This is a genomic window from Kitasatospora kazusensis (assembly GCF_039529945.1).
GTDB classification, from domain to species: domain Bacteria; phylum Actinomycetota; class Actinomycetes; order Streptomycetales; family Streptomycetaceae; genus Kitasatospora; species Kitasatospora kazusensis.
The window spans coordinates 1-23974 of record NZ_BAAANT010000010.1 but is presented as its reverse complement, the minus strand read 5'-3'; the positions used below and the strand labels follow the sequence as shown (position 1 = coordinate 23974).

At 70.7% G+C, this 23974-nt stretch carries 21 protein-coding genes; 19 read left to right on the top strand and 2 right to left on the bottom strand.

What is annotated here, in order from left to right:
• Nucleotides 1-83 precede the first annotated feature (83 nt).
• A complete protein-coding gene (locus ABD330_RS11125; RefSeq protein WP_344463526.1) occupies nt 84-1595 on the bottom strand; it encodes an MFS transporter in 1512 nt (503 codons plus the stop codon).
• A 144-nt stretch (nt 1596-1739) separates the two neighbouring features.
• Here ABD330_RS11125 and ABD330_RS11120 point away from each other — a divergent pair, with 144 nt between their 5' ends.
• Nucleotides 1740-2750, top strand: a complete 1011-nt coding sequence (locus tag ABD330_RS11120; RefSeq protein WP_344463524.1) for an AsnC family transcriptional regulator — start codon at nt 1740-1742, stop codon at nt 2748-2750.
• A 25-nt stretch (nt 2751-2775) separates the two neighbouring features.
• Here the strand turns inward: ABD330_RS11120 and ABD330_RS11115 are convergent, their stop codons facing one another.
• On the bottom strand, nt 2776-3444 hold the full coding sequence (locus ABD330_RS11115) for a peptidylprolyl isomerase (protein ID WP_344463522.1): 669 nt from the start codon (nt 3442-3444) through the stop codon (nt 2776-2778).
• A 196-nt stretch (nt 3445-3640) separates the two neighbouring features.
• On the opposite strand from ABD330_RS11115, the gene ABD330_RS11110 reads away from it, so the two are divergent.
• The 18 genes from ABD330_RS11110 to ABD330_RS11025 all read left to right on the top strand — a co-directional run.
• Nucleotides 3641-4654, top strand: coding sequence for a DMT family transporter (locus ABD330_RS11110; RefSeq protein ID WP_344463520.1), 1014 nt, complete (start codon nt 3641-3643; stop codon nt 4652-4654).
• 603 nt (nt 4655-5257) lie between these two features.
• Entirely contained in the window at nt 5258-5617 is a 360-nt protein-coding gene (locus ABD330_RS11105) for an NADH-quinone oxidoreductase subunit A (protein ID WP_014137597.1), read from the top strand.
• A gap of 57 nt (nt 5618-5674) precedes the next feature.
• Nucleotides 5675-6229, top strand: coding sequence for a NuoB/complex I 20 kDa subunit family protein (locus ABD330_RS11100; protein WP_344463518.1), 555 nt, complete (start codon nt 5675-5677; stop codon nt 6227-6229).
• The gene (locus ABD330_RS11095) at nt 6226-6942 is read left to right on the top strand and encodes an NADH-quinone oxidoreductase subunit C (protein WP_344463516.1); all 717 of its coding nucleotides are present in this window, start codon (nt 6226-6228) and stop codon (nt 6940-6942) included. Before ABD330_RS11100 ends, ABD330_RS11095 begins: the two co-directional genes overlap by 4 nt.
• Nucleotides 6939-8282, top strand: a complete 1344-nt coding sequence (locus tag ABD330_RS11090; protein WP_344463514.1) for an NADH-quinone oxidoreductase subunit D — start codon at nt 6939-6941, stop codon at nt 8280-8282. Before ABD330_RS11095 ends, ABD330_RS11090 begins: the two co-directional genes overlap by 4 nt.
• Nucleotides 8279-9019: an NADH-quinone oxidoreductase subunit NuoE gene (gene nuoE / locus ABD330_RS11085; RefSeq protein WP_344463512.1), complete on the top strand. Its 741-nt coding sequence runs from the start codon at nt 8279-8281 to the stop codon at nt 9017-9019. The genes ABD330_RS11090 and nuoE overlap by 4 nt, the downstream gene beginning before the upstream one ends.
• On the top strand, nt 9019-10377 hold the full coding sequence (nuoF, locus tag ABD330_RS11080; protein WP_344463510.1) for an NADH-quinone oxidoreductase subunit NuoF: 1359 nt from the start codon (nt 9019-9021) through the stop codon (nt 10375-10377). Before nuoE ends, nuoF begins: the two co-directional genes overlap by 1 nt.
• Nucleotides 10374-12839 carry an NADH-quinone oxidoreductase subunit G gene (locus tag ABD330_RS11075; RefSeq protein WP_344463508.1) on the top strand — a complete coding sequence of 822 codons (2466 nt, stop codon included), beginning with the start codon at nt 10374-10376 and terminating at the stop codon, nt 12837-12839. Before nuoF ends, ABD330_RS11075 begins: the two co-directional genes overlap by 4 nt.
• Entirely contained in the window at nt 12836-14176 is a 1341-nt protein-coding gene (gene nuoH, locus ABD330_RS11070; RefSeq protein WP_344463506.1) for an NADH-quinone oxidoreductase subunit NuoH, read from the top strand. Before ABD330_RS11075 ends, nuoH begins: the two co-directional genes overlap by 4 nt.
• A gap of 6 nt (nt 14177-14182) precedes the next feature.
• Nucleotides 14183-14782 carry an NADH-quinone oxidoreductase subunit NuoI gene (gene nuoI, locus ABD330_RS11065; RefSeq protein ID WP_344463504.1) on the top strand — a complete coding sequence of 200 codons (600 nt, stop codon included), beginning with the start codon at nt 14183-14185 and terminating at the stop codon, nt 14780-14782.
• Entirely contained in the window at nt 14779-15639 is an 861-nt protein-coding gene (locus tag ABD330_RS11060; protein WP_344463502.1) for an NADH-quinone oxidoreductase subunit J, read from the top strand. The genes nuoI and ABD330_RS11060 overlap by 4 nt, the downstream gene beginning before the upstream one ends.
• Nucleotides 15636-15935, top strand: a complete 300-nt coding sequence (nuoK, locus tag ABD330_RS11055; RefSeq protein WP_035798594.1) for an NADH-quinone oxidoreductase subunit NuoK — start codon at nt 15636-15638, stop codon at nt 15933-15935. Before ABD330_RS11060 ends, nuoK begins: the two co-directional genes overlap by 4 nt.
• Nucleotides 15936-15948: 13 nt before the next feature.
• Nucleotides 15949-17847, top strand: coding sequence for an NADH-quinone oxidoreductase subunit L (nuoL, locus tag ABD330_RS11050; protein WP_344463500.1), 1899 nt, complete (start codon nt 15949-15951; stop codon nt 17845-17847).
• Nucleotides 17848-17881: 34 nt separating this feature from the next.
• Nucleotides 17882-19498 (top strand): NADH-quinone oxidoreductase subunit M, encoded by a 1617-nt coding sequence (locus ABD330_RS11045; protein WP_344463498.1) that lies wholly within the window; start codon nt 17882-17884, stop codon nt 19496-19498.
• The gene (nuoN, locus tag ABD330_RS11040) at nt 19495-21138 is read left to right on the top strand and encodes an NADH-quinone oxidoreductase subunit NuoN (protein ID WP_344463496.1); all 1644 of its coding nucleotides are present in this window, start codon (nt 19495-19497) and stop codon (nt 21136-21138) included. Before ABD330_RS11045 ends, nuoN begins: the two co-directional genes overlap by 4 nt.
• Before the next feature lie 250 nt (nt 21139-21388).
• Nucleotides 21389-22402: a polyprenyl synthetase family protein gene (locus tag ABD330_RS11035; protein ID WP_344463494.1), complete on the top strand. Its 1014-nt coding sequence runs from the start codon at nt 21389-21391 to the stop codon at nt 22400-22402.
• 159 nt (nt 22403-22561) lie between these two features.
• A complete protein-coding gene (locus ABD330_RS11030) occupies nt 22562-23224 on the top strand; it encodes a response regulator (protein ID WP_344463492.1) in 663 nt (220 codons plus the stop codon).
• A gap of 153 nt (nt 23225-23377) precedes the next feature.
• On the top strand, nt 23378-23974 hold a 597-nt coding region (locus ABD330_RS11025; RefSeq protein WP_344463490.1), incomplete at its 3' end, for a 2-oxoacid:acceptor oxidoreductase family protein.

Here is a 23974-nt window from a genome sequence, read left to right as displayed (position 1 = left end):
GCCGGGACGCCCCCCCGGGGGCCGTCCCGGCGGAACGCCGGAGGGGGCGTGAGCGACTGCTCACGCCCCCTCCGGTACGTCGGTCAGACCCGGGCGGGTGCCGGGGAGGCCGCCGGTGTGCCGTGCCCGGCCGGCGCCGCCGGGCGGCGGACCAGGGCCAGGACGGCCAGGCCGCCGATCAGGCCGAGGGCGCCGGAGACCAGGAAGGTGTCCTGGAGACCGGAGGCGAAGGCCGCGTGCACCGGGTGTTCCAGGGCGGGGGCCTGGGCGATGACCGCGCCCGCGCGGCCGCTGCCCAGGGCGTCGGCGGTGTGCTGCGGGTCCGGGACGGCGTGGCCGGAACGGAGCGAGTCGAGCAGGCCGGCCTTGAAGACCGCGCCGAGGACGGCGATGCCCAGCGCGTTGCCCAGCTGACGCGAGGTGTTCAGGGCGCCGCCCGCCATCCCGGCCCGGGTCTGCGGGACGGCGGCCATCACGGCCGCGGCCATCGCGGGCGTCGCCAGCCCCACGCCGGCGCCGGTCACGGCCAGGCCGAGCACCAGGGCCGTCCAGGTCGAGCCGGAGTCCACCGGCGCCAGCAGCAGCGCGCCCGCGCCGATCAGCAGCAGGCCGATCCCGATGGTGTACCGGGGCTGCACGCCGTGCAGCTTCTTGCCCGCGACGGCGGAGACGGCGAACGCCGTGATGCTCATCGGCAACATCGTCAGACCGGCCGTCACCGGGCCCATGCCGCGCACCGACTGCAGCCAGAGCGAGGTGTAGACGAGGTAGGAGAAGGCGGCCCCCGAGAGCAGCAGCCCGCCGGTCATGATGCCGACGAAGGACGGGCTGCGGAACAGCCCGAGGTCGAGCATCGGCCGGGCGCTGCGCAGCTCGATCAGGACGAAGGCGAGCAGCGAGAGCGCGCTCAGCGCGAACAGGCCGAGGGTGGTGGCCGAGGTCCAGCCGTTGTCGCCGACCCGGATCAGCGCGTACGTCAGCGCACCGGCCGCGAGGGTGAAGGTGACCATGCCGGGCAGGTCGACGCCGGTGGCGTGCGGGTTGCGGGACTCCTTGACCACCCGGAGGGTGACCACCACCGCGAGCACGCTGACCGGCAGGTTGACGAAGAAGATCCAGCGCCAGTCGAGGTGCTCGGTCAGCAGCCCGCCGAGGACCGGGCCGGCCGCCGCCGCCGCGCCGTTCACCGCGCCCCAGACGCCGAACGCGATGCCCCGGTCCTTGCCCTGGTACGCGCCGCTGAGCAGCGCCATCGTGGTCGCGAACATCGCCGCGCCGCCGATGCCCTGGAGCCCCCGGAAGGCGATCAGCATGCCGGGCCCGGTCGCCAGGCCGCAGGCCAGCGAGGCGACGGCGAACAGCACGAGCCCGCCCAGGTACACCTTGCGGCGCCCGATCCGGTCGGCGAGCGAGCCCGCGCCGAGCAGCAGCGCGGCGAGCGCCAGGGCGTAGATGTCCAGCACCCACTGGAGGTCGGCGAAGGTGGTGTGCAGGCTGGTGGCCATGTCGGGCAGGGCGACGGTCACGATGGTGACGTCGACCAGCAGCATGAACGCACCCAGGCACACCGCGGTGAGCGGCAGCCACTTACGCATGGGAAGTCTCCTCGGTCGGTCCGGTTCCGCCGGACAACCCCTGCCCGCGCTCTACGAAAGTCGCAGTCGGTGGACGGATCGCACCATCCAGATCGGCAGGTACGGCGGATTCCGATGCCAACGGGCTCTGTCATGATGGAAAACATGAGCGAAGAGGTGGAGCTGGACGAACTCGACCGGGCGATCGTGCAGGCCCTGATGATCGACGGCCGGGCAGCGTTCAGCCGGATCGCCGAGGTGCTGGACGTCTCCGACCAGACGGTGATCCGCCGCTACCGGCGGCTGCGCGGCGGTGGGTGGCTGCGGGTGGTCGGGCTGCCGCTGGGGCACCGGGTCGGGTTGTTCGAGTCCTGGCTGCGGATCCAGTGCGTTCCGGACGCGGCGATCGCGGTGGCCGACGCGCTGGCCCGGCGGCCGGACATCTCCTGGGTGACGCTCAACTCCGGCGGCACCGAGATCCACTGCATCACCAAGGCCCGGACCGCGCAGGACCGGAACACGCTGCTGCTGGAGAAGCTGCCCGGCACCCGCAGGGTCACCGCGATCTCCGCGCACACCATCCTGCGGATGTACATGGGCGGGCCGGGGCGGTGGGGTGGTCTCGACATCCTCGCCGGGACGCAGGTGGCGGCGCTGGAGCGCCCCGTCACCGGCGGCGGCCGGGTGCGGCTGGACGAGGCGGAGCTCGCGATGCTCGCCGTACTGGCCCGGGACGGCCGGGCCGGCTACCCCGAACTCGCCCGTGCGGCCGCTCTCTCCGAGTCCACCGTCCGGCGCCGTCTCGACCAGCTGCGGGAGAGCGGCGCGCTCTACTTCGACGTCGAGATCGACCCGCTGCTGCTCGGCTTCCAGACCCAGGCCATGCTGCTGGCCACCGTCGCACCCGCCGACCTCGCCGCGGCCGGCGCCGCGCTCGGCCGGCATCCGGAGGTCCCGTTCGCCGCGGCGATCACCGGCTCGGCGAACCTGCTCGCGGTGGTGACCTGCCGGGACACCGAAGCGCTGTACGAGTACCTCACCGAGCACATCGGCGCGCTCAAGGCCGTCCAGCACGTCGAGTTGGTGCCGGTGATCCGTACGGTCAAGCGGGCCGGGATGCTGATGGAGGGCTCCCGCCTGGTCGACCCGCCCGCTCAGGGGCGGGCCGACTCCTGACCGGAACCGGCTTTGCCGGCCGGTCTCAGTGGGCGCTGATCCGGACCTGCCTGATGTTGACCGGCAGGTTCGGGAAGCCGTCGCCGGGGCCGTTCTGGTCGTCCTCGCCGCCGGCCGCGATCTTCTGCAGGACGTCCATCCCGGCCGTCACCTTGCCGAAGGGGGTGTAGGCGGGGGAGAGCTTGGTGTCCTTCCAGACGATGAAGAACTGGCTGCCGTTGGTGTTCGGGCCGGCGTTGGCCATCGCGACCGTCCCGGCGGGGTACGTCGCGCCGGTCAGGTTCTCGTCCGGGAAGGAGTAGCCGGGGCCGCCGCTGCCGGTGCCCGTCGGGTCACCGCACTGCAGCACCCAGAGCCGCTGGGTGGTGAGGCGGTGGCAGTGCGTGCGGTTGAAGTAGTCGTGCTCGGCCAGGAAACGGAACGAGAAGGTGGTGCACGGCGCCTGGGCCGTGAGCGCCTCGAACCTGACAGAGCCTTGGCTGGTTTGCAGGGTCGCGCTGTACGGCTTGGCGGCCTTCTTCGCGTCGAAGACCGGAATGCCCTTGAAGTTGTCGGCGGGCACCGCCGGTGTATAGGTGCAGGTCGTAGCTGTTGCGGGCGCTGCGGGGGCAGCGACGGCGGCTCCGGCCGAGGTGGACAGGCTGAGCGGCAGCGAGGTGGCCGCGACCAGCAGCGCCCAGTGTTTTCTTCTCATGTGGGGGTACCTCCGGAGAGCGTTGTCATGGCGACCTCATCCCTGCCCCAACTCCGGGCCGCCATGCGGCGCCTCGGGAACAAAACGTTTGATCGCCGGTGCTCCGGTACGCAAGGATGGATCGCCACTCACAGTGAGCGGGATCCGTCCGACGGTGTACGGGCCTTGACAGCCAACTGCCCCGGAGGGAAACGCCATGCGCGCGACTTCACAGACCGTCCGTGATCTGCCCGTGCTCGCCGTCGCCGTGGTCTGGGGGTCCAGCTTCCTGGTCCTCAAGCAAGTCGCCGGACAGGACACCGTGCTGGGCACCCTGGTGCTCCGCTTCGGCCTGGTGGTACCGCTGTTGGCGGTGTTCGCCTGGCGCTCGCTGCGCCGGCTGACCCGGCGGGAGTGGCTCGGCGGGGCGTCGCTGGGCGTCATCCTCGGCGCGATCTTCCTGCTGGAGACGTACGGCGCGGTGCACACCTCGGCCACCAACGCCGGGCTGATCGTCAGCCTCACCATGGTCTTCACGCCGCTCGCCGAGAGCGCCGTCCGGCGGACGGCACTGCCCCGGGTCTTCCTCGGGGCCGCCGGGCTCTCGGTGCTGGGCGTCGCGCTGCTGACCGGCGGCGGCTTCCGGACCCCGAACGTGGGGGACCTGCTGATGCTCGGCTCGGCGCTGATCCGGACGGTCCACGTGCTGGCGATGTCGCGCACCAAGTCGATCAAGGGAACGGACGCGCTCGCGCTGACCTGGATCCAGCTCTCCACCGCCGGACTGATCTTCCTGCTGGTCTCGCCGCTGGCCGGCGCCTCGCCGCTCGCGGTGGCGGAGTCCTTCGGTCCGCGCCAGTGGGCGGGGCTGCTCTACCTCTCGGTGCTCTGCACGGTGTTCGCGTTCCTGGTCCAGATGTGGGCCGTCCGCGCCACCTCCCCGTCCAGGGTCAGCCTGCTGCTCGGCACCGAGCCGCTGTGGGCCGCCCTGTTCGGCACCGTGGTCGGCGGCGACCGGCTCAGCGCGCTCGCCCTGTCCGGCGGCGTCCTGGTGCTGGTCGGCACCGAGTGGGGCCGCCGTGCGGTGAACTCCGGTGCCCTGGAACCGGCGTCGGCTCCGGAGCCCGCCTCGGCCCCGGGATCTGCGGCCGAACCGGCCGCCCCGGCCGGGCAGTCGGTACGCGAGCCGGTACGCGAGCCCGTGGAGGCCGGGGTGGACGTGCCGGCCTGAGGCGTCCGAGACGTCCGAGACGTCCCACACCGGCCGGCCCGAGTCCTGAAGGCTCCGGCGGCAGCCCGACAGGCTGCCGCCGGAGCCTTTCGGCTGTCCCCGCCGACCATCCCGCCGGCCACCCCGCCGACCGTGCTCGCCAACCACCAACGCCCGCCCGGCCGTCCACCCGCCCGCGAGCTTGTGAACGAAAGGTCAAGCGTGCGTGCGAGGCGGGCCACCCGGGAGGGTGAGGCGCTCTATCACGTCAACCTGAGGCCCGGAAATTTGCGATGGGCGGCGGATGATTGATATGGGCCGAGGCCTCTAACCAGTCGGTTCACAGATAAATGCGACTGATTGTGGTCATTTGCCTTCGCTGCGTAGATACATCGCGACTTGATCGCCTTGGTGATCGTTTGTCAGGTGGCGCAGATCACAAAGATCGTCCAGAACTGCGTGTCGCAGATCACAAGCGGACGGGCATAGGATGCGCTCGTTCCGGGCTTTGTGAACTGCCTCACATGGGGTGGATCCCGGGAACCGGATCACGGGTCGAGCGGAGCGTGACCCGGTGATTCCGATCTGCAGTCAAGGACGACTGGACGGAGGGAGCGGGGCCTCATGAATGCCTACGCGCCGATCCTCGTACTCGGTGCCATCGCGGCGGCGTTCGCGGTCGGTTCCGTCGTGATGGCCTCACTGACCGGCCCGAAGCGCTACAACCGGGCCAAGTTGGAGGCGTACGAGTGCGGTATCGAACCGACCCCGCAGCCGGTGGGCGGCGGTCGGTTCCCGATCAAGTACTACCTCACGGCGATGCTCTTCATCGTCTTCGACATCGAGATCGTCTTTCTCTATCCGTGGGCGGTCAGCTTCGACGCCCTCGGGATCTTCGGGCTGGTCGAGATGCTCCTGTTCATCGCCACCGTCTTTGTCGCGTACGCCTATGTCTGGCGTCGCGGCGGTCTGGAGTGGGACTGACCGCTCCTTGTGAACGAGGGGGCAGACCACCGGACTTGAGAGGCTGAGAGGGATCTGATGGGAATCGAGGAGAAGCTGCCGAGCGGCTTTCTGCTCACCAGCGTGGAGACGGCCGCGGGGTGGGTGCGCAAGGCGTCGCTCTTCCCGGCCACCTTCGGGCTGGCCTGCTGCGCGATCGAGATGATGACGACCGGGGCCGGCCGCTACGACCTGGCCCGGTTCGGCATGGAGGTCTTCCGGGGCTCGCCCCGGCAGGCCGATCTGATGATCGTGGCAGGCAGAGTCAGCCAGAAGATGGCCCCGGTCCTGCGCCAGGTGTACGACCAGATGGCGAACCCCAAGTGGGTCATCTCGATGGGCGTCTGCGCCTCCTCGGGCGGGATGTTCAACAACTACGCGATCGTCCAGGGCGTGGACCACATCGTCCCCGTGGACATCTACCTGCCCGGCTGCCCGCCGCGGCCGGAGATGCTGATGGACGCGATCCTCAAGCTGCACGACAAGATCCAGCACGAGCCGCTCGGCGTGAACAAGCGCCGCGCGGAGGAGCTCGGCGAGGCGTTCGCGTTGCAGGCCACCCCGATCAGCGAGATGCGGGGGCAGCTGCGATGAGCGACGGCAACACCCCCGAGGGCGTCGTCCCCGCGACGCGCCAGGAGATCCCGCTGGAGGTGGTCGGCCGCCGCCAGGGCATGTTCGGTACCCAGGGCAGCGGTGACACCTCCGGCTTCGGCGGCCTGGCCGCGCCGATCGCGCTGCCCCCCGCGAGCGTCCGCCCGTACGGCGGTTGGTTCGACGAGGTCGCCGACGAGTTCGAGGGCGCGTTGGAGGAGCAGGGGCTCGACCCGTCCGACGTGATCGAGAAGACCGTGGTGGACCGGGGCGAACTCACCTTCCAGGTCGCCCGCGAGCACCTGCTGAAGGCCGTCCGGACCCTGCGCGACGACCCGGCGCTGCGCTTCGAGCTCTGCCTCGGCGTGAACGGCGTGCACTACCCGCACGACAAGGGGCGGGAGTTGCACGCGGTCTACCAGCTGCGGTCGATCACCCACGGCCGGCTGCTCCGGGTCGAGGTGACCGCGCCGGACAGCGACCCGCGCATCCCGTCGGTGGTCAGTGTCTACCCGACCAACGACTGGCACGAGCGCGAGACCTACGACTTCTTCGGCCTGGTCTTCGAGGGCCACCCCGCCCTCACCCGGATCATGATGCCGGACGACTGGCTGGGCCACCCGCAGCGCAAGGACTACCCGCTCGGCGGCATCCCCGTCGAGTACAAGGGTGCCCAGATCCCGGCTCCCGACCAGCGGAGGTCGTACTCATGAGCACCGACTACGAGAGGCCGGACGCCGAGCACGCCGGCGCCCGCGACACCACCGAGGGCCGGGTCTTCACCGTCACCGGTGGCGACTGGGGCGAGGTGGTCGAGGCCATCGGCCGGGCCGACGACGAGCGCATCATCGTCAACATGGGCCCCCAACACCCGTCCACCCACGGTGTGTTGCGCCTGATCCTGGAGATCGACGGCGAGACGGTGAAGGAGGCCCGCTGCGGCATCGGCTACCTGCACACCGGTATCGAGAAGAACATGGAGTTCCGCAACTGGGTCCAGGGCACGACGTTCGTGACCCGGATGGACTACCTGACTCCGCTGTTCAACGAGACGGCGTACTGCCTGGCCGTGGAGAAGCTGCTCGGCATCACCGACCAGATCCCGGACCGGGCCACCGTGATCCGGGTCCTGATGATGGAGCTCAACCGGATCTCCTCGCACCTGGTCTGTCTGGCCACCGGCGGCATGGAGATCGGCTCCACCACGCTGATGATCTACGGCTTCCGGGACCGCGAACTGATCCTGGACGTCTTCGAGCTGATCACCGGCCTGCGGATGAACCACGCGTACGTCCGCCCCGGCGGTCTGGCCCAGGACCTCCCCCCGGGGGCCGTCGACCAGGCCCGCGAGGCCGTCAAGCTGCTCCGCTCGCGGATGCACGAGTACGACAAACTCGCCACCGGCAACCCGGTGTTCAAGGCCCGGCTGGTCGACGTCGGCTTCCTCGACCTGGCCGGCTGCCTGGCGCTCGGCGCGACCGGCCCGATCCTGCGGGCCACCGGCCTGCCGCACGACCTGCGCAAGTCCGACCCGTACTGCGGGTACGAGACCTACGACTTCGAGGTCGCGACGGCCGACACCGCCGACTCCTACGGCCGGTTCCTGATCCGGCTGGAGGAGATGCACCAGAGCCTGCGGATCGTCGAGCAGTGCCTGGACCGGCTGAAGCCCGGCCCGGTGATGGTGGCCGACAAGAAGATCGCCTGGCCGGCCCAACTCGCGGTCGGCCCGGACGGGATGGGCAACTCGCTCGACCACATCCGGAAGATCATGGGCACCTCGATGGAGGCCCTGATCCACCACTTCAAGCTGGTCACCGAGGGCTTCCGGGTCCCGGTCGGCCAGGCGTACACGGCGGTCGAGTCGCCGAAGGGCGAGCTCGGGGTGCACGTGGTCAGCGATGGCGGGACGCGCCCGTACCGCGTCCACTTCCGCGACCCCTCGTTCACCAACCTGCAGTCGATGGCGGCGATGTGCGAGGGCGGCCAGGTCGCCGACGTGATCGTCGCGGTGGCCGGGATCGACCCGGTGATGGGAGGCGTGGACCGGTGAGCAACACAGATCTCGGCCTGCCGGCACTGCCGGCCAAGCCGTACCCCGCAGAGGTGCACGCCAGACTGGCCGAGGACGCCGCCGAGCTGATCGGCCGCTACCCCGTCGCCCGCTCGGCGCTGCTGCCGCTGCTGCACCTGGTGCAGGCCGAGGAGGGCTTCGTCAGCCCGAGCGGAATCCGGTTCTGCGCCGAGCAGTTGGAGCTGACCACCGCCGAGGTGACGGGCGTCGCGACCTTCTACACGATGTACCGCCGCAAGCCCGCCGGGACGTACCACGTGGGCGTCTGCACCAACACGCTCTGCGCGGTGCTCGGCGGCGACCAGATCTTCGACGAGCTCCAGCAGCACCTCGGGATCAAGAACAACGAGACCACCGCCGACGGCGAGATCTCGATCGAGCACATCGAGTGCAACGCGGCCTGCGACTACGCCCCCGTGGTGATGGTCAACTGGGAGTTCTTCGACAACCAGACGCCCGAGAGCGCCAAGCGGATGGTCGACGACCTGCGCGCGGGCCGGGCGGTGCTGCCCACCCGGGGCGCCAAGCTCTGCTCCTTCAAGGACACCTCCCGGGTGCTGGCCGGCTTCGCCGACGAGCGCCCCGGCGTGGTGGACGCCTCCGGCGCGGGCGGCGCCCCCTCGATGGCGGGCCTGCGGCTCGCCAGGGGCGAAGCCCTGCCGGGCACCCCGGGCACCAAGGTCGTGGCCCCCCGGCACGAAGGGACGGAAGCGTGATGACCTCCGCAGAGCCGGCCGAGAAGCTGCTCTCTCCCGTCCTCTCCGCCTCCTGGGACGACGACCGCCCCTGGACCCTGGACACCTACCTGCGCCACGACGGGTACCAGGGCCTGCGCTCCGCCCTCGCCATGCCGCCGGACGACCTGATCGCCCTGGTCAAGGACTCCGGCCTGCGCGGCCGCGGCGGCGCAGGCTTCCCGACCGGGATGAAGTGGCAGTTCATCCCGCAGAACGACGGCAAGCCGCACTACCTGGTGGTGAACGCCGACGAGTCCGAGCCGGGCACCTGCAAGGACATCCCGCTGCTGTTCGCCAACCCGCATTCGCTGATCGAGGGCATGGTCATCGCCTCGTACGCGATCCGCTGCGACCACGCGTTCATCTACCTGCGCGGCGAGGTCGTCCCCGTGCTGCGCAGGCTGCAGGCGGCGGTGGCCGAGGCGTACGAGGCGGGGTACCTCGGGAAGGACATCCTGGGCTCCGGCATCGACCTCGACATCACCGTGCACGCGGGCGCCGGGGCGTACATCTGCGGCGAGGAGACCGCCCTGCTCGACTCGCTGGAGGGGCGGCGCGGCCAACCGCGGCTCCGCCCGCCCTTCCCAGCCATCGCGGGCCTGTACGCCTGCCCGACGGTGGTCAACAACGTCGAGTCGATCGCCTCGGTGCCGCCGATCCTGGTGCGCGGCAAGGAGTGGTTCAAGTCGCTCGGGACGGAGAAGTCCCCCGGCTTCACGCTCTACTCGCTCTCCGGGCACGTCACCAACCCCGGCCAGTACGAGGCGCCGCTCGGGGTGACGCTCCGTCAACTGCTGGACATCAGCGGGGGAGTGCGCGCCGGGCACCGGTTGAAGTTCTGGACCCCGGGCGGTTCCTCGACGCCGATGTTCACCGACCAGCACCTCGACGTGCCGCTCGACTACGAGGGCGTCGGCGCGGCCGGCTCGATGCTCGGCACCAAGGCGCTGCAGGTCTTCGACGAGACCACCTGCGTCGTCCGCGCGGTCACCCGGTGGACGGAGTTCTACGCCCACGAGTCCTGCGGCAAGTGCACCCCGTGCCGTGAAGGCACCTACTGGCTGGTGCAGTTGCTCCGTCGGATCGAGGCGGGCGAGGGCGTCCAGGGTGACCTGGAGAAGCTGCTCGACATCGCCGACAACATCAACGGCAAGTCCTTCTGCGCGCTCGGCGACGGTGCGGCCAGCCCGATCGTCTCCTCGCTGCAGTACTTCCGCTCCGAGTACGAGCGGCACCTCACCGAGCGGCAGTGCCCGTTCGACCCGGCGGCCTCCACCGTCTGGGCCGGCCGCTCCACCGCCCACGAGTCCGCCACCGAGAGGGAGGTGCACGCATGACGGTCACAGAGCCTGCCAAGACCGCCACCGACCTCGTCACGCTCACCATCGACGGCGTGGAAGTCCAAGTCCCCAAAGGGACGTTGGTGATCCGCGCGGCCGAGCAGATCGGCACCCAGATCCCGCGCTTCTGCGACCACCCGCTGCTCGACCCGGTGGGTGCCTGCCGGCAGTGCATCGTCGAGATCGAGGGGCAGCGCAAGCCGGTCGCCTCCTGCACCATCCCGGTCGCCGAGGGCATGGTGGTCCGTACCCAGCTCAGCTCGCCCGTCGCCGAGAAGGCGCAGCGCGGCGTGATGGAGCTGCTGCTGATCAACCACCCGCTGGACTGCCCGGTCTGCGACAAGGGCGGCGAGTGCCCGCTGCAGAACCAGGCGATGTCCACCGGCGGCGCGGACTCCCGCTTCGATGGCATGAAGCGGACGTACCAGAAGCCGATCCCGCTGAGCACCCAGGTGCTGCTGGACCGCGAGCGCTGCGTGCTCTGCGCCCGCTGCACCCGCTTCTCGCAGCAGGTTGCCGGTGACCCGTTCATCGAGCTGCTGGAGCGCGGCGCGCTGGAGCAGGTCGGCATCGGCTCGGACGAGCCGCTCACCTCGTACTTCTCCGGCAACACCATCCAGATCTGCCCGGTCGGCGCGCTGACCTCGGCGGCGTACCGTTTCCGCTCCCGCCCGTTCGACCTGGTCTCCTCGCCGAGCGTCTGCGAGCACTGCTCGTCCGGCTGCTCGCTGCGGACGGACCACCGGCGGGGCAAGGTGCTGCGGCGGCTGGCGGGTGAGGAGCCCGAGGTGAACGAGGAGTGGAGCTGCGACAAGGGCCGCTTCGCGTTCCGCTACGGCCAGTCGCGCGAGCGCCTGAGCACGCCGCTGGTACGCGGCGCCGACGGTGAGCTCGCGCCCGCCTCCTGGCCGGAGGCGCTCGCGGCGGCCGCCGCCGGGCTGCTCGGCAGCCGGGCCGCCGTGCTCAGCGGCGGCCGGGTGACGGTCGAGGACGCCTACGGTTACGCCAAGTTCGCCCGGGTGGTGCTCGGCACCAACGACATCGACTTCCGGGCCCGCCCGCACAGCGGCGAGGAGGCGGACTTCCTGGCCGCCGCCGTCGCCGGGCACGGGGTGGACCTGGACGGCTCGCACGTCAGCTACCAGGACCTGGAGGCCGCACCGGCCGTGCTGCTCGCGGGCTTCGAGCCCGAGGAGGAGTCGCCGATCGTCTTCCTGCGGCTGCGCAAGGCCAACCGCGCGCACGGGCTGGCGGTCTTCTCGATCGCCTCGCACCGCACGCGCGGGCTCGGCAAGCTGCACGGCGCGCTGCTGCCCGCCGCGCCCGGCACCGAGGCCGAGTGGCTGGCCGCGCTGGCCGACGACGAGGGCCTGGCGGACGACGCCGGGCGGGCGGCCGCGCTGCTGCGGACGCCCGGTGCGGTGATCATGGTCGGCGAACGGCTGGCCACCGTCTCCGGTGCGCTCACCGCCGCGCTGCGGCTGGCCCACGCCACCGGCGCCCGGCTCGCCTGGGTGCCGCGCCGGGCGGGTGAGCGCGGCGCCGTCGAGGCCGGCGCGCTGCCCGGCCTGCTGCCCGCCGGGCGGCCGGCCTCCGGTCCGGCCGCCCGTGCCTCGGCCGCCGCGGTCTGGGGCGTCGCCGACCTCCCGGCCCGGCTCGGCCGGGACACCGACCAGATCCTCGCGGCCGCTGCCCACGGCGACCTGGACGCCCTGGTGGTCGGCGGTCTCGACCTGGACGACCTGCCCGACCCGGCACTCGCCGAGGAGGCGCTCGCCCGGGTGCCGTTCGTGGTCTCGCTGGAGCTGCGCCCGTCCGCCGTGACCGGGCACGCCGACGTGGTGTTCCCGGTCGCGGCGGTGGCGGAGAAGGCCGGCACCTTCCTGGACTGGGAGGGCCGGGTGCGGATGTTCGAGGCCGCGCTCAAGCCGGACCAGCTGATGCGCACCCAACTGCACTCGGACGTACGGGTTCTGAACATGCTCGCCGACGCGCTCGGCCACGTGCTGGGCCTGCCTGACGTCCGCGCGGCCCGGCAGGAGCTGGACCGCTTCACGCCGTGGACGGGCGACCGCTCGGCCGCCCCGACGGCCCACCCCGCGCCGCTGCCCCGCCCGGCCACCGGCCAGGCCGTGCTGGCGGGCCACCGGCTGCTGCTGGACAACGGCTCCCTCCAGGCGGGCGACGACCACCTGGCCGGCACCCGGCACCCGGCCGTCGCCCGGCTCTCGGCGCTCACCGCCCAGGAGATCGGCGCCGTCGAGGCCGTCCGGCTCACCGGGCCCGCCGGTTCGCTCGTCCTGCCGTTGGAGATCACCGCCGAGCTGCCCGACCGCACGGTCTGGATCCCGCTGAACTCCACGCCGGGCGGCGCCCACCGCACGCTCGGCACCACGGCCGGGCACCTCGTCACGATCGCCGCGGCGGACTCACCGGCCCTGGCGGAGGAGACCTCATGAACACCGTCGCAGCCGCCGAGACCCTCGGGTTCTTCGGCCGTGACCCGTGGTGGCTGGTCCTGCTCAAGGCGGTCTTCGTCTTCGCCTTCCTGGTCCTCACGGTCCTGATCGCGATCGTCTGGGAGCGCAAGGTCGTCGCCTGGATGCAGCTGCGGATCGGCCCGAACCGGCACGGCCCGTGGGGCCTGCTGCAGTCGCTCGCCGACGGCATCAAGCTCGCGCTCAAGGAAGACCTGGTGGTCGCCGGGGCCGACAAGGTGGTCTACGTGCTGGCGCCCGTGATCGCCGCGATCCCGGCCTTCATGGCCTTCGCGGTGATCCCGTTCGGCCCGGCCGGCGACGAGGTCTCGGTCTTCGGCACCCGGACGCCGCTCCAGCTCACCGACCTGCCGATCGCCCTGCTCTACATCCTGGCCACCGCCTCGATCGGCGTGTACGGGATCGTGCTGGCGGGCTGGTCCTCCGGCTCGACGTACCCGCTGCTCGGCGGGCTGCGCTCGGCGGCCCAGGTGATCAGCTACGAGATCGCGATGGGCCTGTCGTTCGCGGCGGTGTTCATCTACTCGGGCTCGATGTCCACCTCGGAGATCGTCTCGGCCCAGCAGCCGACCTGGTTCGCGGTGCTGCTGCCGGTCTCGTTCATCGTCTACATCATCGCGATGGTCGGCGAGACCAACCGGGCGCCGTTCGACCTGCCCGAGGCCGAGGGCGAGCTGGTCGGCGGCTTCAACACCGAGTACAGCTCGCTGAAGTTCGCGATGTTCATGCTGGCGGAGTACGTCAACATGGTGACCGTCTCGGCGCTGGCGAGCACGCTCTTCCTGGGCGGCTGGCGGGCTCCGTACCCGATCAGCGCGTTCTGGGCCGGGGCCAACCACGGCTGGTGGCCGATGCTCTGGATCGTCATCAAGATCCAGTTGCTGCTGTTCTTCTTCATCTGGCTGCGCGGCACGCTGCCCCGGCTGCGCTACGACCAGTTCATGAAGCTGGGCTGGAAGGTCCTGATCCCGGTCTCGCTGGTCTGGCTGGTGATGGTCGCCAGTGTGCGGGCCCTGCGCAACCAGGGCTACGGCTTCAGCCAGGTGGTGCTCTACGTCGGGGCGCCGATCGGCGTGATCCTGCTGCTGGCGCTGCTCCGGGACTTCCTCAAGCACCAGTCCGAGCCGCAGGAGCCGGAGCCGGCCGCGGAGTTCGACCCGATGGCGGGCGGGTACCCGGTGCCGCCGCTGCCCGGGCAGGAGCTGCCGCCCGTCCCGCGCCGGCCCAGCCGGGCTCCGCGCCTCCAGGAGGCCCTCAACGGGAGCACCTCCAACGCCGACCGTTCCGAAGGGAGCTGAACCGAGATGCCAGACTCCGACACCGCGCCCGACTCACCCGACAGGCCGTCGATCCTGGGGCCGGCCGCAGGCTTCGGCGTGACCTTCAAGGCCATGTTCAAGAAGCGGCTGACCGAGCAGTACCCGGAGCAGAAGAAGCCCACCGCTCCGCGCTTCCACGGCCGCCACCAGCTGAACCGGCACCCGGACGGCCTGGAGAAGTGCGTCGGCTGCGAACTCTGCGCCTGGGCCTGTCCCGCCGACGCGATCTACGTCGAGGGCGCCGACAACACCGACGAGGAGCGCTACTCGCCCGGCGAGCGGTACGGCGCGGTCTACCAGATCAACTACGCCCGCTGCATCCTGTGCGGGCTCTGCATCGAGGCCTGCCCGACCCGGGCGCTGACGATGACCAACGAGTACGAACTCGCCGACTCCTCCCGCGAGTCGCTGATCTTCACCAAGGAACAGCTGCTGGTCGGCCTGACCGAGGGCATGGTCGACTCGCCGCACTCGATCTTCCCGGGCGCCGACGAAGGCGCGTACTACCGGGGCGAGATCAGCGCGGCGGCGCCGGGCACCGTCCCGCAGGAGCGGACGGACCGGGAGAAGGAGACGCACTCATGACCTCCACCGGCGAAGCCGTGCAGTTCTGGATCCTCGCCGTGATCGCCGTCGGCGGCGCGCTCGGCATGCTGTTGATGAAGAAGGCCGTGCACAGCGCGCTCTGCCTGGCGGCCACCATGCTCGCCCTGGCGGTCTGCTACCTCGCCCAGGGCGCGGTGTTCCTCGGCATCGTGCAGATCGTGGTGTACACCGGCGCGATCATGATGCTCTTCCTGTTCGTGGTGATGCTGGTCGGCGTCACCTCGGAGGACTCGCTCAAGGAGCAGCTGAAGGGCCAGCGGATCGCGGCCGTGGTCTGCGGCCTCGGCTTCGGGGTGCTGCTGATCGCCGGCATCGCCAACGCGAAGCTCTCGCACTTCACCGGGCTCGCCGCGGCGAACGCCGAGGGCAACGTGCAGGGCCTGGCCCGGCTGATCTTCACCAAGTACGTCTGGGCCTTCGAGGTCACCGGCGCACTGCTGATCACCGCCGCCATCGGCGCGATGGTGCTCACCCACCGCGAGCACGTGAAGGCCCCCAGTACCCAGCGCGAGCTGGCCGACAAGCGCGTCCGGGACAACATCCAGGTGCCGCCGCTGCCCGCCCCCGGCGTGTACGCCCGGCACAACGCGGTGGACGTCCCCGGCCTGCTGCCGGACGGCACCGTCGCCGAGGACTCGGTGATGGGGACGCTGCGCGAGCGCGGCCAGATCCGCGACGTCAGCCAGGAGATGCTGCGCCGGATGGCCGAGCTGGAGGGCAGCACCGCCGAGTGGCTCGGCCGTCCGCCGTCCGCCCGGCCGCCCGTGACGGGACCGCGCAAGGAGCTTGAGACCGTGCCCAAGAACTCCGCCGAGAACGGGGAGGGTGGGGAGTGAACCCCGTCAACTACCTCTATCTGGCAGCACTGTTGTTCACCATCGGCGCCTCCGGTGTGCTGATCCGGCGGAACGCGATCGTGCTGTTCATGTGCGTCGAGCTGATGCTCAACGCCTCGAACCTGGCGCTGGTCACCTTCTCCCGGCTGCACGGCAACCTGGACGGCCAGATCATCGCGTTCTTCACCATGGTGGTCGCGGCGGCGGAGGTCGTCGTCGGCCTCGCCATCATCGTGAGCATCTTCCGGACCAGGCACTCGGCTTCGGTCGATGACAGCAACCTGATGAAGCTGTAGGCGGAGGCCCTCGGTGAACTCTCTCATTCCGCTGCTCGTGGCAGCGCCGTTGGCCGGCGCCGCCCTGCTGCTGCTCGGCGGCCGCCACCTGGACCGCTTCGGCCACTGGCTCGGCACCTTCGCCGCCGCGCTCTCCTTCGTCTTCGGCCTGCTGCTGTTCGTCAGCATGCTGGGCCGCCCGACGGATCAACGCGCCGTCCACCAGCACCTGTTCAGCTGGATCCCGGTGAACGGCTTCCAAGCCGACGTCTCCTTCCAGCTCGACCAACTGTCCATCACCTTCGTCCTGTTGATCACCGGAGTCGGCTCGCTGATCCACCTCTACTCGGTGGGTTACATGGCGCACGACGAGCGCCGCCGCCGCTTCTTCGGCTATCTCAACCTCTTCCTGGCCGCCATGCTGCTGCTGGTGCTGGCCGACAACTACCTGCTGCTGTACGTCGGCTGGGAGGGCGTCGGCCTCGCCTCGTACCTGCTGATCGGCTTCTGGCAGCACAAGCCCAGTGCCGCCACGGCCGCCAAGAAGGCCTTCCTGGTCAACCGGGTCGGCGACCTGGGCCTGTCGATCGCCATCATGCTGATGTTCACCGAGTTCGGGAACTTCACCTTCAGCGGCGTCTTCGGCACGGCGCAGCAGGCGAGTTCGGGCAAGCTGACGGCGATCGCGCTGATGCTGCTGCTGGCCGCCTGCGGCAAGTCCGCCCAGGTGCCGCTGCAGTCCTGGCTCGGCGACGCGATGGAGGGCCCGACCCCGGTCTCGGCCCTGATCCACGCCGCGACCATGGTGACGGCCGGCGTCTACCTGATCACCCGGTCCAGCGCGATCTTCAACCTGGCCCCCGACGCCCAGACCGTGGTGGTCGTGGTCGGCGCCGTCACGCTGCTCTACGGTGCGATCGTCGGTTGCGCCAAGGACGACATCAAGAAGGCGCTGGCCGGTTCGACCATGTCGCAGATCGGCTACATGGTGCTGGCCGCCGGGCTCGGCCCGATCGGCTACGTCTTCGCGATCATGCACCTGGTCACGCACGGCTTCTTCAAGGCCGGGCTCTTCCTCGGCGCCGGGTCGGTCATGCACGGCATGAACGACGAGGTGAACATGCGCCACTACGGCGGCCTGCGCAAGTACATGCCGATCACCTTCCTCACCTTCGGTCTCGGGTACCTGGCCATCATCGGCTTCCCCGGACTGTCGGGCTTCTTCTCCAAGGACAAGATCATCGAGGCGGCCTTCGCCAAGGGCGGCACGGAGGGCTGGATTCTCGGCCTCTGCGCGCTGACCGGCGCCGCCGTCACCGCGTTCTACATGACCCGCGTGATGCTGATGACCTTCTTCGGGGAGAAGCGCTGGCAGGCCGACCCGGCGACCGGCGAGCAGCCGCACCCGCACGAGTCGCCGTCCACCATGACGCTGCCGATGATCGTGCTGGCCTTCGGCTCGGTCTTCGCGGGCGGGCTGTTCGCCTTCAACAGCTCCTTCCTGCACTGGCTGGAGCCCGTCACCGGCCACGCCGAGGGCGACTCCCCGCTGGCGCCGATCGTGGTCACGCTGCTCACCTCGGCCGTCATGCTGGCGGGCGTGCTGCTCTCGTACCTGATGTACGGGCGCGCCGCCGTCCCCGTCACGCCGCCGGTCGGCTCGCTGCTCACCCGGGCGGCCCGCCGCGACCTGATGCAGGACGAGATCAACCACGCCGTCCTGGTCCGGCCCGGCTCCGCGCTCACCGCCTCGCTGGTCTACCTCGACAGCAAGGCGCTGGACGGCTTCGTCAACGGCCTGGCCGCCACCGTCGGCGGGATCTCCGGCCGGCTGCGCCGCGTCCAGACCGGCTTCGTCCGGTCGTACGCGCTCTCCATGCTCGGCGGCACGGTCCTCCTGGTCGCCACCACTCTCCTGATGAGGTCCGTCTGATGGATTGCCGAAACCCTCAGCAGGAGGGAAGGCCATGAGCTACCTGCTGACCGCCACCTGTGCCGTCCCCGCGGCCGGCGCGGTGCTCACCGCCGCGCTGCCCGCCGGATCCGACGAGGCGCGCCGCCGCACCACCAAGACCGTCGCGCTGGCCGTCTCGCTGGCCACCCTGGTGCTGGCCGCCGTCGTCGCGGTCCAGTTCGAACCGGGCGGCGACCGTTACCAGTTGACCGAGTCGTACAGCTGGATCCGCTCGTTCGGGATCTCCTTCTCGCTCGGCGTGGACGGCATCGGCGCGGTGCTGATGCTGCTCACGGCGGTGCTCGTCCCGGTGGTGATGCTCGCCTCCTGGCACGACGCCGACCCTGCGCAGAACCCCGACGGCACCTTCGAGAACAAACGGCGTACCCAGGCGTTCTTCGCGCTGATCCTGGCGGTCGAGGCGATGGTGATCGTCTCCTTCCTGGCCACCGACGTCTTCGTGTTCTACGTCTTCTTCGAAGCCATGCTGATCCCGATGTACTTCCTGATCGGCGGCTTCGGCGACCGCGCGGGCGGCCCGGACTCGGGTGCCCAACGCTCGTACGCGGCCGTGAAGTTCCTGCTGTACAACCTGCTCGGCGGCCTGGTCATGCTGGCGGCCGTGGTCGGGCTGTACGTGATCGCGCAGGGCCAGGGCTTCGCCACCTTCGACCTGCCGACGCTCACGGGCGCCATCGCCGACGGCAAGCTGGTGATCGACCCGACGGCCGAGAAGGCGCTCTTCCTGGGCTTCTTCTTCGCCTTCGCCGTCAAGGCGCCGCTCTGGCCGCTGCACACCTGGCTGCCGAACGCGATGGGCGAGTCGACCGCCGGAACGGCCGTCCTGATCACGGCCGTCGTCGACAAGGTCGGCACGTTCGCGATGCTCCGGTTCTGCCTCGGCCTCTTCCCGCACGCCTCGCGGACCTTCGGCCCGGCGATCCTGGTGCTGGCGCTGGTCGGGATCGTCTACGGCGCGCTGCTGGCGGTCGGACAGAAGGACATCAAGCGCCTGGTCGCGTACGCGTCGATCTCGCACTTCGGCTTCATCATCATGGGCATCTTCGCCTTCACCAGCCAGGGCCAGACCGGCGCGACCCTCTACATGGTCAACCACGGCATCTCCACCGCCGCCTGGATGCTGGTCGCGGGCTTCCTGATCTCCCGCCGGGGCTCGCGCCTGATCGCCGACTTCGGCGGCGTGCAGAAGGTCGCCCCGGTGCTCGCCGGGACCTTCCTGATCGGCGGGCTGGCCACCCTCTCGCTGCCGGGCATGGCGCCCTTCGTGAGCGAGTTCCTGGTCCTGGTCGGCACCTTCACCAGGTACCCGGTGATCGGCATCATCGCCACCTTCGGCATCGTGCTCGCCGCGCTCTACGCGCTGCTGCTCTACCAGCGCACCATGACCGGCCCGGTCAAGGCCGGTGTCGAGGGCATGGCCGACCTCAAGGTGCGCGAACTGCTGGTGGTCGCGCCGCTGGTGGCGCTGACGCTGTTCCTCGGTGTCTACCCGAAGCCGCTCACCGACCTGGTCAACCCGGCGGTGAACGCCACGCTCTCCCAGACCCACCAGACCGACCCGGCGCCGGCCCACCCGGTCGCCGCCACCTCCGGAGGTGAGCAGAAGTGAGTGCTGTCCACAGCCTGTGGATCGAGGCGGCGAGCGGCAACAGCGCCAGCATCCCCGCGCCGCACATCGAGTACAGCCAGCTCTCGCCGATGCTGGTGGTCTTCGGCGCGGCCGTCGTCGGGATCCTCGCCGAGGCCTTCCTGCCCCGCCGCTCCCGCTACACCGCCCAGCTGGTGATCTCGCTGCTCGGCCTGGTCGGCGCCTTCGCCGCCGTGGTGGTGCTCGCCGCCCAGGGCTACGGCACCACCAAGGCCGGGCTGCTGGCGATGGGCGCCGTCGCGCTCGACGGCCCGGCGCTCTTCCTGCAGGGCGTGATCCTGCTGTCCGCCTTCGTCTCGGTGCTGCTGTACGCCGAGCGTCGGCTGGAGCCGCGCATCAACGGCTCGGCGGTGGACGCCTTCACCGCACAGGGCGCGACCGTCCCGGGCGGGCAGCAGGAGCGCGAGGCGACCACGGCCGGCTTCACCACCACCGAGGTCTTCCCGCTCACGCTCTTCGCCGTCGGCGGCATGCTGCTCTTCCCGGCCGCCAACGACCTGCTGACCATGTTCGTGGCGCTGGAGGTCTTCTCGCTCCCGCTCTACCTGCTCTGCGCGCTGGCCCGCAGGCGGCGGCTGCTCTCCCAGGAGGCGGCGGTCAAGTACTTCCTGCTCGGCTCGTTCGCCTCGGCGTTCTTCCTGTTCGGCACCGCGCTGCTGTACGGCTACGCGGGCAGTGTCCGGCTCAGCGACATCGCCGACGTGGTCTCGGGCACCGCCCCGGTCACCCCGGCGCTGGCCAACACCACCCAGAACGACGCGCTGCTGCTGATCGGGCTGGCACTGCTGGCAGTCGGCCTGCTGTTCAAGGTCGGCGCGGTGCCGTTCCACTCCTGGACCCCGGACGTGTACCAGGGCGCCCCGACGCCCGTCACCGGCTTCATGGCGGCGGCGACCAAGACGGCGGCGTTCGGCGCCTTCCTCCGCCTGTTCTACGTCGCCTTCCCCGGCCTGCGCTGGGACTGGCGGCCGGTCATGTGGGGTGTGGCGATCCTCACCATGGTGGTCGGCGCGGTGCTGGCCGTCACCCAGCAGGACGTGAAGCGGCTGCTCGCGTACTCCTCGATCGCGCACGCCGGGTTCATCCTGACCGGCGTGATCGCCACCAACAAGCAGGGCGTCGGCGCGGTGCTGTTCTACCTGCTGGCGTACTCCTTCACCACCCTCGGCGCGTTCGCCGTGGTGACGCTGGTCCGCGACTCCAAGGGCGAGGCGACGCACCTCTCCAGCTGGGCCGGGCTCGGCCGGCGCTCGCCGCTGCTGGCGGCGGTCTTCGCGCTCTTCCTGCTGGCCTTCGCGGGCATCCCGCTGACCAGCGGCTTCACCGGGAAGTTCGCGGTCTTCCAGGCCGCGGCGGCCGGTGGGGCGACCCCGCTGGTGATCGTGGGTGTGCTGAGCTCCGCCGTCGCGGCGTTCTTCTACATCCGGGTGATCGTGCTGATGTTCTTCTCCGACCCGCAGCCCGGCGGTCCGGCGGTCGCCGTGCCGAGTGCGATGACGGCCACCGCGATCGCCCTCGGCGTGCTGGTCACCCTCGGGCTCGGACTGCTCCCGCAGTACTTCCTCGACCTGGCGGCCAAGGCCTCGGTCTTCGTCCGCTAGACGGCCCTGCAAGGCCGGTGACCAGCCACAGAAGGGGCGCGGGGAACTGCGCGAAACGGAAGGCGACGACCTGCGCCCTCCCGCGTTCGCACGGTTCCCCGCGCCCCTTGAGGTCTCCCGGCACACGCGAGTGTGCCGGACCCGCACGCCCGTGCAGTGATCCATTCACGACCGGATACCCTCCTTGTAGGCCAGCGGTGGCACATCAGGGACCAGGCCGCAGACTCGACCAGGGATAGGAGTGGTCCTCGTGACCGTCGTGGGGCCCTTCGGGCTGAGCGTGCAGGACCACGATCTGACCCGGGACGTGCAGGCCGGGATGGATGCCGTGGAGGCCTCGCTCACCGAGACCGTGAAGAGCGACGTCCCGTTCATCACGATCACCGCGAGCCACCTGATCGAGGCGGGCGGCAAGCGTTTCCGCCCGCTGCTGGTGATGCTGGCCGCGCAGTTCGGCGACCCGTACGCCCCCGGTGTGGTCCCCTCCGCCGTGGTCGTCGAGCTGACCCACCTCGCCACGCTCTACCACGACGACGTGATGGACGAGGCCCCCGTACGCCGGGGCGCCCCCAGCGCCAACCTGCGCTGGGACAACTCCGTCGCCATCCTCACCGGTGACTTCCTGTTCTCCCGCGCCTCCAAGGTGCTCGCCGACCTCGGCCCGGAGGCCGTGCGGATCCAGTCCGAGGCCTTCGAACGGCTGGTCACCGGCCAGATCCTGGAGACGGCTGGGCCCCGCCCCGAGGACGACCCGCTGCGGCACTACCTCGACGTGATCTCCGGCAAGACCGGCGCGCTGTTCGCGGTCTCCGGCCGCTTCGGCGCGCTGATGGCCGGCGCCGAGCCGTGGGTGGTCGAGATCCTCACCCAGTACGGCGAGCGGATCGGCACCGCCTTCCAGCTCGCCGACGACGTGCTCGACATCGCCAGCGACGGCCACGAGTCCGGCAAGACCCCCGGGACGGACCTGCGCGAGGGCGTCCCGACCCTGCCGGTCCTGCTGCTGCACCAGACGCCGGCCGACGAGTCCGACCCGGAGGACGTCCGGCTGCGCGAGCTGCTGGAGCTCGACCTCGCCGAGGACGACCAGCTGCACGCCGAGGCCCTACGGCTGCTCCGCCGGCACCCCGCGTTGGAGCGGGCGCGCCGCGAGACGCTGCGCTACGCCGAGGAGGCCCGCGCACTGCTGGCCCCCCTCCCGGAGTGCCCGGCGAAGGCCGCGCTCCAGGGGCTCTGCGACGCGGTGGCCATCCGTACGATGTAGTTCGGCTATCGCCCTTCGCTCGCCATGCACTGTCCGGGGGCGCGAGGGGCCGCGCGCTGCGGAGGTGCGGCGCCGTTGCTTCCGGTTTCGCGCAGTTCCCCGCGCCCCTGGGGTGAGCCCGACTTGTGTGGTTACCCCGATCCGAGAGAGGCCGTTCCCATGCTGCGCGTCGTCATCGCCGAGGACTCGGTACTGCTGCGGGAGGGGTTGACCCGGCTGCTGACCGACCGGGGGCTCGAAGTGGTCGCGGGCGTCGGGGACGGTGAGGCGCTGCTGCGGACGGTGCACGAGCTGGCCGCCGCCGACGCGCTGCCGGACGTGGTGGTGGCCGACGTCCGGATGCCGCCCACCCACACCGACGAGGGCATCCGCGCCTGCGTGACACTGCGCGGGCTGTACCCGCAGGTCGGTGTGCTGGTGCTGTCCCAGTACGTGGAGGAGCAGTACGCGAGCGAGCTGCTGGCCGGCTCCACGCGGGGTGTCGGGTACCTGTTGAAGGACCGGGTCGCCGAGGTCCGCGAGTTCGTCGACGCCGTGGTGCGGGTCGCGGGCGGCGGGACGGCGCTGGACCCGGAGGTGGTGCAGCAGCTGCTCAGCCGCAGCCGCCGGGGCGACGTCCTGACGGGGCTCACCCCGCGCGAGCGGGAGGTGCTCGGCCTGATGGCCGAGGGGCGGACCAACGCGGCCGTCGCCCGGCAGCTGGTGGTCTCGGACGGCGCGGTGGAGAAGCACGTCAGCAACATCTTCCTCAAGCTGGGCCTGGCCCAGAGCGGCGAGGACCACCGCCGGGTGCTCGCCGTGCTGACGTACCTCAACTCCTGAGGCCGGGCCGGTGGCCCCCGGCCGTCGGCGGTGTCGTTTTCCGTGGTTCCGGTCCGGCGATCGTCCGCGCGCTTAGGATGCGAATGGTGCACCAGGCGGACGGGGCACACGGCTCACGCCCGCGGCTGGTCGCCCACGAGGAGGTCCGCGGCAGTGACCAGTCAGGTGGATCAGTCCGAGGCAGTCGACGGTTCGGACGGGGAGGGCGGGGCCTCGGTACCCGCCGCTCCGCTCGGTGGAAGACAGCGGCAGGCCAAGCCCATCCGACGGCTGGACCGGGTGGTCATCCGGTTCGCCGGTGACTCCGGTGACGGGATGCAGCTCACCGGGGACCGGTTCACCTCGGAGACGGCGTCCTTCGGCAACGACCTCTCCACCCTGCCGAACTTCCCCGCCGAGATCCGGGCCCCCGCCGGGACGCTGCCGGGTGTCTCCAGCTTCCAGCTGCACTTCGCCGACCACGACATCCTCACCCCCGGCGACGCACCGAACGTCCTCGTCGCGATGAACCCCGCCGCCCTGAAGGCGAACATCGCCGACCTCCCGCGCGGCGCCGAACTCATCGTCAACACCGACGAGTTCACCAAACGCGCGCTGGCCAAGGTCGGTTACGCCGCCGACCCGCTCCAGGACGGCTCGCTGGAGGCCTACCACCTGCACAAGGTGCCGCTCACCTCGCTCACCGTCGAGGCGCTGAAGGACAGCGGGCTGGCCCGCAAGGACGCCGAGCGGGCGAAGAACATGTTCGCG